The organism is Psychrobacter piechaudii (genome assembly GCF_900162825.1).
Taxonomy (GTDB): domain Bacteria; phylum Pseudomonadota; class Gammaproteobacteria; order Pseudomonadales; family Moraxellaceae; genus Psychrobacter; species Psychrobacter piechaudii.
Genome location: NZ_FUGE01000126.1, coordinates 1 through 8,905 on the forward strand (window position 1 = coordinate 1; position 8,905 = coordinate 8,905).

General features: G+C 41.5%; 5 protein-coding genes and 1 pseudogene. 3 read left to right on the top strand and 3 right to left on the bottom strand.

Annotated features, from left to right (window positions below):
* Positions 1-129, bottom strand: a pseudogene (locus A1019T_RS06765) (IS982 family transposase); the annotation flags it as partial.
* Between the two features lie 158 nt (positions 130-287).
* On the opposite strand from A1019T_RS06765, the gene A1019T_RS06770 reads away from it, so the two are divergent.
* The gene (locus A1019T_RS06770) at positions 288-1,070 is read left to right on the top strand and encodes a hypothetical protein (RefSeq protein ID WP_077450977.1); all 783 of its coding nucleotides are present in this window, start codon (positions 288-290) and stop codon (positions 1,068-1,070) included.
* 170 nt (positions 1,071-1,240) lie between these two features.
* Here the strand turns inward: A1019T_RS06770 and murU are convergent, their stop codons facing one another.
* Both murU and A1019T_RS06780 read right to left on the bottom strand, forming a co-directional pair.
* Entirely contained in the window at positions 1,241-2,017 is a 777-nt protein-coding gene (gene murU / locus A1019T_RS06775) for an N-acetylmuramate alpha-1-phosphate uridylyltransferase MurU (protein WP_077450978.1), read from the bottom strand.
* A gap of 71 nt (positions 2,018-2,088) precedes the next feature.
* Positions 2,089-3,273, bottom strand: a complete 1,185-nt coding sequence (locus tag A1019T_RS06780; RefSeq protein ID WP_077450979.1) for an aminoglycoside phosphotransferase family protein — start codon at positions 3,271-3,273, stop codon at positions 2,089-2,091.
* Between the two features lie 481 nt (positions 3,274-3,754).
* Here A1019T_RS06780 and A1019T_RS06785 point away from each other — a divergent pair, with 481 nt between their 5' ends.
* Both A1019T_RS06785 and A1019T_RS06790 read left to right on the top strand, forming a co-directional pair.
* The gene (locus A1019T_RS06785) at positions 3,755-7,060 is read left to right on the top strand and encodes an LPS-assembly protein LptD (RefSeq protein WP_167366845.1); all 3,306 of its coding nucleotides are present in this window, start codon (positions 3,755-3,757) and stop codon (positions 7,058-7,060) included.
* 133 nt (positions 7,061-7,193) lie between these two features.
* On the top strand, positions 7,194-8,672 hold the full coding sequence (locus tag A1019T_RS06790) for a peptidylprolyl isomerase (protein ID WP_077450980.1): 1,479 nt from the start codon (positions 7,194-7,196) through the stop codon (positions 8,670-8,672).
* Positions 8,673-8,905: the final 233 nt, after the last annotated feature.

The following is an 8,905-nucleotide window of genomic DNA, read 5'->3' on the forward strand; positions in this document are numbered from 1 at the left end:
CTCTGGTACACTTATCTTGCATGCTCTTAATCGCTTTGTCCCATTTTCGATCAGCTGACGTTCAAATTCTGGTTTGAATGCTTGGTAAAAGTCGTCAATATGGCAGTATAATTCGGTTAGGTTGTCCAAGTAAGAAGTCCTTTTTGTTGAGTTTTTGTTGGTACCTTAACTTTAACAATTTTGGACTTCTTTTTTTTGCTTTTTTTTGACCTGCTTATCCCGAACTCAGGTTATATCTAGTTATCAAGTCTTTAGACCTACTATGTTTTATAAAGAAGTGGACAGCCATGCAAAATGAAAAAAAATTACCAACCTCCCCTGAAAATAAAGGGACATTCAAAAAATGGCTCCCTGCAATAGCGCTTGCTTTAGTCATACACGCCCTTTTACTCATTGTTTTTTTCAATAGTCAGAAAAACGCAGGTATACAAGAGTCAGAGCTCAACACACAGACGACTGAAGCCGCTACCGCTTCTGAAGATTTAACGCATGAAAAAGAATTGCTGCTCACCTTAATAGATGAGCGCACCTTAACTAAAACAGAGGAAGAATCTGCTGAGAAAAGTGCTGAAGATCCTGCCACTGATGAAAGTAACAAGGATGAATCGACTAAATCAGAGAGTGACGCTAATAAAGAAGAGGAAGAGGAAAAGGAAAAAGAAAAGAAAGAGAACGGGAACAGTGACAGCGAAAGCAGTCAAGATAAAAAAGAGACCCAAAAAAACGTGACTCAAAATGAGGGTCAAAAACAACAAAACACAAGCCCTCCTTTGGACAGCAGTGTTTATACTCCTCAACCTGCGATTAACCCAAATGACGCTGTGTTGCTTCCCCGAGATTTACCTCAAGCGGAGCATAACCCTGTTGTTGGCAATAATAACTATGCCAATACTGCTCAGCAATCACAGGATCTTAGTGACCAGCTAAGTAGTGCAGTTAATGAGATAAAGGAACAAAAACTTCGCGAGATTGAGATGCAACAGCAAGCCAGTAGAGCTGCTTACTTAAAAAACCAGCCAACTTCTGCTCAGCCTAAGAACACTGAGCCTGCTACTGACTCAACTGATTAAATACAGATTAATGATTAAAATAGTTGCTGATTATTAGGTAATTACTTTTAATTGATTATTTGACTTAACACTCATAAACGCTACACTTTTGACTTGTCTTGTAATTTACAAAAAAATCGGCCATTAAGGCCGATTTTTTGGTTGTAATAAATTAACTGCTATAAATTGATTTAGTCAAGGCTAGCCTTATGGGCACCTGCGCCTTCTGAAGCTATCTTATGATTTATCTGCTCAAGACGTTCAGCCGTTCCCACATCTACCCAATGCGCCTGCATAACTTCAGCCGTCACTTGCAGCTTTAGCATGGCTCGCTTAAATAGCGGGGCCAAGGGAGCAACCTGTCCCTGAGCTATATCCTTGACGAGACTAGGAGAAATAACACTAACCCCTGCAAAGGTATATTTCTGTGCATCAGCAATAGCCTGTTCACTGGCCATACCATTGTTAATAGCAAAGTCGCCTTTCGAGTTATGCTCAGGATTATCAATCATTAATAAATGAGCTTGCTGATCAGGTGTCATAACATAGTCTGTTAATTGTGCCAGATCATAATCCGTCCACACATCCCCATTAATAAGAATAAAAGGGGACGGTTTAAGATGACCCTCACGCAATGCTTTGGCGATCCCGCCAGCTGTCTCAAGCGGCTCCCCGTCCTCGACCGACCAATGGATTTTTACTCCGTATTGACGACCATCATCAAGCGCCGCCATCAACTTCTCTGATAACCATGAAGTGTTAATAACAATATCATCAATCCCAGCCGCTTTTAATGCTTTGATATGCCACACAATCAAGGGTTGACCCCCGACTTCTACTAAGGGTTTAGGCGTGGTTAGCGTCAAAGGGCGTAGCCGTGTACCCTTGCCGGCAGCCAAAATCATGGCTTGGGTAATCTTAGTACCACTTGAATCTGAGGCTGAGCTTTTGGCTGGATTAGTACTCATGATAGACCTTATTTCTTTTGGTAAATTGCCAATACTAGCAAAACTGGCTTGTAAATGAATTGGCTCATCAATTACGCAAATTTTTGCTTAAATTTGGGTTCGACCTGTTGCTGTAACCACTGTAAAGCTGGTTGAATGAAGGCTTGAGTTTGAGCATCGCCATGCTGATTCAGCCATTTCATTTCAATCATCAAATCTCGCCATACTTTTGGAATATCAGCTAGATAACGGTTTTTACCATCACGCTCCGCCAGTCTAATAAAGATACCAAGCACTTTAAGATGACGCTGTATGCCCATTAGATTTACTTGACTGGTAAACTCTGTCAAAGAGTCAGCGGTAGCTTCATGCACTTTTTTACTTTGTTGCCAATAGTATTCGATCCAAGAGTCAACCTGAGACTCGCTCCAATCCACATAAGCATCTCTTACTAAAGACACCAAATCATAAGTATAGCTACCGATTAAAGCATCTTGGAAATCAATAACGCCTAACTCACTACTATGATATTGATCCTGCATTAAGTTGCGGCTGTGATAGTCTCTATGTACCACTACCGCCGGATGCTGCAAAATTTGCTCAATCAAAGCTTGAGTGAAGTCTTGCCAGATAAGCTGAGTCTCAGAATTTAACTCTTCACCAAGGTAGGGTAAAAACCATTCAGTGAATAATTCCATCTCACGTTGTAAAGTTGCAGCCTCATAGTCAGGCACATCAAAGTCTTTTTTGGCCTGCTCGATATCAAGCGCTTGTAGCTGTAACAAACAGTCAATAGCCCAGCGATACAGCTCATCAACCCGGCCACTATCTTGCTTAACTTTGGCTTCTGCAATTAAATGAGCAAATTCAATACTGCCAAAATCTTGTAGTACTAAAAAACCTTGCTCAACATCTTGAGCCAATAAAGTAGGCACATTAATTTTTGGAGCCATCAAGTTATCTATACGTACAAAGCTTTCGATAGATTCAAGCTGAGGCGGCGCATCCATCACAATATAGCTTGGATCTAATTTCTGCTCTTTACCTTGCGGGTTAGCAGACTGCTCATCCGCTTTACCTTCGAGATACACTCTGTGATAGCGGCGAAAACTGGCATCGCCTGGTAAGCTTTCAATACGCACTGCATGATGAGGAAAAGCGGCTTCAATAAATTGAGTCAGTTGCTCATAACGTTGCTCAGTATGATAGGCTGCAGCTGAGTTTGCGGTTATTGGCGCTGTATTATTAGCCTTAGAGGAGTTTTGTGGATTTGTCATAGTTAAATTGCTTTTATATCGAAGAAAAATACGGGTAATGTGATGCTCATACAAATCTTTAACAGTTGGCCAATAGGATATGAGCGTAAAATTATGAATAATACTCTAGTTTCAATTTGAACCCTATAGTGTAGCTGATTTGCCTTTTTTTGACTATGATAAGATATTGCAGATTTATATACTCACAACGGTGTCACAAGCCTATATAATAAGGGTTATTTCAAAAGCTTATCAATAACAACTTATAATATTAGTTTGATATAAAGTGGATTATATCACCGTAATAAAAGATAATAAGCCTTGGTAGGATATCGTGGTTTATTACCATATTATGTTTTAGTACTATATTGGTTTAACACAAAATTGGTTTGATACAAAACTAGAATGTAGCTGTTGCCCTAAGCAAGCTTTTATTTTCATACATAAAGGTTATTTGGTTAGGGTAAGATCAAAATATTTTTCAACTCAATAAGGTAATCTTTTGCTGTACTCGCAACTCTACCGCAGTATATTGCGTGCTTGCCGTGACTTTTCACGCCAGCCACATTACACCAGTCGCTTGGTCATTAGCTTACCGTTACTGATCAGCGTGCCTAGTGCTTATGGAGCTATTGTTAGCCCACAGGCAGAAGCTGTCTCGTCCTTTAATTCAGCACAGACTGTAAATAGCAGATCCGCTAGTAATCAAAAGCAACAGGTTCCTAATAACGGACAGAAAAATCAAATAACCACTTTATCGGATTCCTCACGAATCACTTATAAAAAAGTATCTGTACCAAACTCAGGGTTAGAGAACCCCAAAGGCAACCCAACCTACTATACCAGTCCCTACTCAGCAGCTGATAACCTACCCCCTACTTCAAATAAAAATGTGGCACAGACCCAAGAAGAGGCTTTAGAAGCGGTTGGATTCGAGACTGAGCAACCTGAGCCTACGCTAGCTTCAGTTGAAAATAACTTAGTTGAAAATACCCTAAGTTATCCTGAAGATGAGTTCATAAATTCAAAGAGTTCCGCCGCGGTAACGGAGCGTAATCCATCCACAGCCTCTGTTGCCAATGATCGTGTAAATAATACTGCTAATAACCAAAATGAGCCTGAGCTTAGAGCACCGACCAATCCAAATCCAGGCAAAGGCTTCTCTGACTCAAACCAAGCGTCAGCCGACTCTTCTACTGCCCCTAAAAACTCAAATATCCGTCAAAGAGTAGACAACTCCAAAGCTTTGGCCTCTACTTTTAAAGAAGACTCGGTGCAAAGAAGCTTAGAACGCTTATCCCAGTTTTATCAGTCGCAATCCGAAGAACTACGTGAACGTATCAATAGTAACGACAACTCGATAACAAACACCCAGGTAGTTGAGGCTCAGACCTTCGCCCCTGTTGCGGCTCCCAATATCTTTAATTATCAGGCTGATGGGGCTTCTGCCTATCGCTGTGAAGGGGTTTGGGTCACGCCAAATACCGCTGGTGCTGATGCCAATTATCAACGAGCCATTGAGCGAGCACAGCAGCAAGATGGGCTGTCTATTGCAAATGGATTGCCACTGCATGCGGTTGCTGATTATGGCTACTATGATAATGACACCTATGTAGAGCTTGCTGGTAATGTGGAGATTATGCAAGACGGCAAGTTGGTTACTGCCGATCAAATTGCTTTAGATCTTAATACTGGAGTTGCTGGCGCAAAAGGCGGTGTACTTCTTGCAGAGTCAGGGGCAAAACAAAAACCCCAAGCTGGGAACCAAAAACAAACCCTGAAAAATAGCAGTGATGGCATGATTGCCGTAGCAGAAGAGCTCGCTTATGATACCAAGAGCAGCAAAGCCACTGCCTATGATGTGGCTTTTGCCAGTGTTCCTATGCAGGCTCATGGCTATGCCCACCGACTAAACAAGCCTAATGATTCACAGTATGAGCTTGAAAAGGTTATGTTCTCTACCTGTCCCCCTACTGATCGTAAGTGGCAGATAGAAGCAGAGCAGATAGATATTGATACTGAAACGGGCCGCGGAGAAGCTTATGATGCTACTTTCCGCCTAGGTAATGTACCAGTATTATATCTGCCCTATTTCAACTTCCCAGTAGATGACCGACGCAGTAGTGGCTTGTTAACCCCCAGTGCTCGTATTGATAGTGACAGTGGTGTAAAAGTAAGTGTGCCTTACTATTTAAACCTAGCTCCTAATTACGATGCCACTATTACCACCGATGTCTATAGCAACCGTAATCCGATGATTACTGGTGAAATGCGTTACTTGACTGAGAACTACGGTCATGGTCAGCTCACCACCGCCTATATGCCAAAAGATAAAAAATACGATGATGAAGATAGAGCCGGCATTTTTTATCGTCATGATTGGGCCTCTGAAACGATTCCTCGTTTAACGGCAGATGCGGTTTATAGTTATGTTTCCGACCCTGACTATATCAATGACTTTGATGACTTTGGCTTAGTGGACAACCGTCTAAACTTACCCAGACGGGGCCGAGTAAAATATTATGATGACTACATTGATGCTGAATTAAAAGTAGAGACCTTCCAAACTCTTAAAGCTGTAGACGCTCAAGGTAATGTAATCGCTGATAAAGACAAGCCTTATTATCGCCTACCTCAATTAACAGTCGATTATCGTCTGCCTAAACTAAACAATGCTTTAGATAACTTTGTCGTTAGCGGGACACACGATTCAGCCTACTTCAAAAAGTCGATCAATGATGGTTCTGAAAGTGAAAAAAGTGGCGTTCGACTCTACAATAAAATCAGTGCCAGCTACCCTGTAGAGAAGACTTGGGGTTACGTCAAACCTGAAGTTAGCTTACAGCATTTGTATACAGCTTTTGATGAAGAAAGCCGTATCGACAATAATGTTTCAAAAGATGATAATGATCAGTCGGTATTCGTGCCTAGCTTCAGTGTAGACTCAGGGCTAAACTTTTATAGTGCTGGCTCACCTTTTGGTTGGTTTGACAATAGTATGGGAGGCTATCAGCTTTTAACTCCCCGTATTAAATATAGCTACTCTCCTTATGAGAATCAAAGCGCCCTCCCTAACTTTGATACCCGTATTGCCTCCTTTGATTATGACCAGTTATTTGCTGATAATTGGTTCTTAGGTCATGATAGAATCGCCGATAATAATAGTGTGGCTTTAGGGCTTAACTATCGTTATATTGATTCGATGGGTGTCACTCGCTTTGATGGCGGTATCGGCGATCAGTTCTTCCTAAACAAACCTAAAGTAGGTTTAGAGGAAACTGAAGGAACTTTAGATGTAAACTCTACAGGGGTTGCTTGGCGCTCAAGCTTACAACCTTATCGTAACCTTTGGTTTGATTTTAATGGCGCATTGGACTCAGACAACCATTTAAACTACATCGCTAGCCAAGTTCGCTATAATCCCACACCCAATAGCTTAATTAACTTTGGCGTGATTGAACGCAAAGAAGACCGTATAACCAACCAATCTGCCTTATCTGCTTTGACTGCTTCGACCATTATTCCAATTAACGAGAATTGGCGATTGTTAGGTCAGGGTCAATTTGATACCGATGATAATAAGTTTGTTGATGCGACTGTTGGTATAGACTATGAAGATTGTTGTTATGGGTTTTCAATCTATGGCCGCAGTTACTATAATGACTTAAACTTAGAAGACAAACCCACGCGCGCCGTCATGGTAGAATTTAGAATTAATGGCTTTGGCGATAGAAGAAGCCGTTTGACTAAGCACTTAGATGACAAGATATTAGGTCTAGAACCTGTAGACTACTTATGGAAAAAATAATTTAAATCGATAGATATCCTATCCCTTAACCCTATAATTTGTTTAAATTAAAATAGGTTTAATAAATTTTTAACGATTTACTGCCTTATAAAAAATTTGATAAGGCAATACTCAAGCTAAAAACAGGCTACTTATGACAGCATTAAATACTCAGCACTATGAATCACAGCATTCTTGCTCACATACCAACGCTTTAGGGACATCAAAATTTCGTCTAAAAAAGCTAACTGATGCATTACTGGTGTCTACTGTACTGGCAAGCCTCAGTTTATCCGCGCAGGCTGCCGATAAAACTGTAGACTCAGCAACTACTGCCAAATCTACTGAAACCGTAGAGGCAGCCAGTGCTCAGGCAGCAATCTCTGCGAGTGAAAGCAGTAATGGTATTATTGCTTTGGTAAATGATACCCCTATTTTAAAAAGCGAGTTAGCGGCAGCCATAGCTGCCGCTCAAACACGCATTAAAGCCAGTGGTCAGCCTGCCCCTAGCCCTCAGCGCTTACAAAATGAGGTACTAAACAGTCTGATTTTACGTGAATTACAATTAGATATGGTGCAAAGAGCAGGTATCAGACCCAGCCCTGATGCGGTCAATGAAAGCTTAGCCCGTCTAGCCCAGGCCCAAGGTTTAAAGTCTTTAACTGAACTACAGCAAGCTCTAGATGCCAGACAGCCAGGACGCTATGCTGCTGTACGCGCTCAAGTTATCGAGGAAGAATCTTTAAACGCACTGCAACAAAGTCAAGTCGCCAGTCGAGTGCGTATTACGGAACAAGACGTTGACGCGTTTTTAGCTTCTCCTGAAGCCCAAAAGCTACAAAGTACTGAATACCGCACCATCCATATTCGCATCCCTTTTAGTGATGACTATAACCGTATTACCGAAAGCGAAAAGAATGCTGCAATGCAAATTGCTCAGCAAACTCAAGAGCTACTTAAAACCAGTAATGATGCCCAAGCTATTTTAAATCAGCTAACTACTGGTATTGCTAAAAACTATGTGGCTCCTGTCCAAGGCGGTGATATGGGCTACCACCCTGCCGCAGGTCTACCAACAGATATCGCTAAGCAAATCACGCCACTTGAAGTAGGGCAAGTGACTGCCCCGCAAATCACGCCTGAAGGCATCGATGTTGTGAAGCTGGTAGATAAGCGTAATAATGATAATATGATTATCCCGCAGTGGAAAGTTCGTCATATCTTAGTAAAAACAGATGAGCGTAACAGTGATGCTCTAGTAGAACAGCGCATCAATGATTTGTATGAACAACTTCGCCGTGATGCTGACTTTGCCTCACTTGCCGCTACCTATTCAGATGATCCAGGCTCTGCAGGCCGTGGTGGTGACTTAGACTGGGTAACAGAAGGTCAAATGGTGCCAGAGTTTGAAGAGATGATGAAACGCACCCCGGAAGGTGACTTCTCTACTCCATTTAAATCACAGTTTGGCTGGCACATCCTAAAAGTTGAAGGCATGCGTGAGAAAGACGTTAGTGATACTATTAAGCGTAATCTGGCCCGTGAAGCGCTGTTCCAACGCTTAGCACCCCAAGCTCAAGAAGACTGGTTACAAGAGCTTCGTGCCAACGCTTACGTAAAAATCATTAATTAATATAGTAATATGGTGTTAAACTGAATTAAGTTTCTACCATAAAAACATAAAAAAACACCCTATCTTGAGATAGTAATGCCAGTCAGTTAAGGCAAAAACTCAATAAAAGTAATAAAATAGCCCATCTAATAAGTAGATGGGCTATTTTACTATGAGACTACAAGACGCTATTAATGAGACGCATAAAAGGATTCCAGACACCCTAGAACAATTTAGTGAATTAATAGATCCTG

Excerpts from the sequence above, each read along its gene's own strand:
- A1019T_RS06770 (WP_077450977.1), top strand. The coding sequence starts at position 288 with ATGCAAAATGAAAAAAAATTACCAACCTCCCCTGAAAATAAAGGGACA.
- murU (WP_077450978.1), bottom strand. The coding sequence starts at position 2,017 with ATGAGTACTAATCCAGCCAAAAGCTCAGCCTCAGATTCAAGTGGTACT.
- A1019T_RS06780 (WP_077450979.1), bottom strand. The coding sequence starts at position 3,273 with ATGACAAATCCACAAAACTCCTCTAAGGCTAATAATACAGCGCCAATA.
- A1019T_RS06790 (WP_077450980.1), top strand. The coding sequence starts at position 7,194 with ATGACAGCATTAAATACTCAGCACTATGAATCACAGCATTCTTGCTCA.